Raw genomic sequence first — 1,860 nt, 5'->3', positions numbered from 1 at the left:
ACTACGCGCCGGCCGAGATGGCAATGCCGTGCCTGATGCCGGAAGATGCGGCGCGGTTCGGCGCAAACTGGCAATGCGGCGGCGGCACCGTCTGCACGCCGCTGGCCACTGCTTCGGGCGTGCGCACCAAACTGGCGCAGTGCCTGCTGCCAAAGGACAGCGCTGACATGTTTTCCGGGCATCCTTGTCTGACCGGCTCGATCGCCAGCAATGCGGAGCAGCCTTTCAACGACCGCTACAGCATATCAGGCCAGTTCGCGGCCTTCGCTCCTGACGTTTCGCGCACCGCCTATACCTGCCGGCCACCGAAGATCGGCGTGCCTGGCGGGATCGCTTATCGCGGTTGCAACGACAAGGACCGTGTCTTCGCGGCTTTCAAGGCCGGCAAGCCGATGCCGAACGAGATCTGCGGGCTGGTCGGCGGCAAGAAATTTGACATCTGCGTGGCCACCAACAATTTCGACCAATGCCTTGGCGGCGCCGTCAATCGCGGCAACCGGCCGGCCTGTTCGGCCGATCATTTCTGCCGCGAGGACTATATGTGCCAGTCGCTGCCGCCGGACACGCCGGGCATCGGCAAAGTGAAAGGCATCGGCTTCTGCTCGCCGACCTATTTCATCTTCCAGATGCGCATCGACAACCACGCAACGCCATGGGGCAGCCCTGTCCGTGCCACGATGGGAGCGGAGTTCGGGGCGGCGGAAGAGGAGTGAGTTGCCGGCGCCTCACAGCGGGATGTTGTCGTGCTTCTTCCAGGGGTTCTGCATGTCCTTGTTGCGCAGCATGCGCAGCGCCCGGGCGATGCGGCGGCGGGTCGAATGCGGCATGATCACCTCATCGACATAGCCGCGCTCGGCGGCGACGAAGGGTGACAGGAAGCGATCCTCGTAAGCCTTTGTATGAGCTGCGATCTTTTCGGCGTCACCGATGTCCTTGCGGTAGATGATCTCGACCGCGCCTCTGGCGCCCATCACCGCGATCTGCGCCGTTGGCCAGGCATAATTCATGTCGCCGCGCAGATGTTTTGAGGCCATCACGTCATAGGCGCCGCCATAGGCTTTGCGGGTGATGACGGTGATCTTCGGCACAGTGGCCTCGGCATAGGCGAACAGCAGTTTCGCGCCATGCTTGATCAGCCCGCCATACTCCTGCGCTGTGCCGGGCAGGAAGCCGGGGACATCGACGAAGGTGACGATCGGGATCGAAAAACAGTCGCAGAAGCGCACGAAGCGCGCCGCCTTGCGGCTGGCATCGGAATCGAGCACGCCGGCCAGCACCATCGGCTGGTTGGCGACGAAGCCCACCGTGCGGCCCTCGACGCGTCCAAAGCCGGTGACGATGTTTTTCGCGAAATTCTGCTGGATCTCGAAGAAGTCGCCTTCGTCGGCGACCTTCAGGATCAGCTCCTTGATGTCGTAGGGCTTGTTGGCGTTGTCGGGGACCAGCCGGTCGAGCGACAAATCATGGTCGGTGACCGACTGGTAGCATTCGATCTCGGGAAGCTCCGATGTGTTGGAAGCCGGCAGCAGGTCGACCAGCCGGCGCATCTGCAGCAGCGCCTCGACGTCATTGTCATAGGCTCCGTCGGCGATCGACGATTTCGTTGTGTGGACGGAGGCGCCGCCGAGACTCTCGGCGGTCACCGTCTCGTTGGTCACGGTCTTCACCACATCCGGCCCGGTGACGAACATGTAGGAGGTGTCGCGCACCATGAAGATGAAATCGGTCATGGCAGGCGAATAGACGTCGCCGCCGGCGCACGGTCCCATGATCACGGAAATCTGCGGGATGACGCCTGAGGCCAGCACGTTGCGCTGAAAGATCTCGGCATAGCCGCCGAGTGCTGCCACGCCTTCCTGG

1 protein-coding gene and 1 pseudogene are annotated in these 1,860 nt (G+C 62.8%); one reads left to right on the top strand and one right to left on the bottom strand.

Features of this window, described 5'->3' with window-relative positions:
* Positions 1 to 713: pseudogene (locus EN932_RS35260) on the top strand (hypothetical protein); the annotation flags it as partial.
* Positions 714 to 725: 12 nt separating this feature from the next.
* Here the strand turns inward: EN932_RS35260 and EN932_RS35255 are convergent.
* On the bottom strand, positions 726 to 1,860 hold a 1,135-nt coding region (locus tag EN932_RS35255), incomplete at its 5' end, for an acyl-CoA carboxylase subunit beta (protein ID WP_164890816.1).

Origin of the sequence: Mesorhizobium sp. M7A.F.Ca.US.002.01.1.1 (assembly GCF_004022955.1) — a bacterium.
Taxonomy (GTDB): domain Bacteria; phylum Pseudomonadota; class Alphaproteobacteria; order Rhizobiales; family Rhizobiaceae; genus Mesorhizobium; species Mesorhizobium ciceri.
This window is presented reverse-complemented; position numbering and strand designations above follow the sequence as displayed.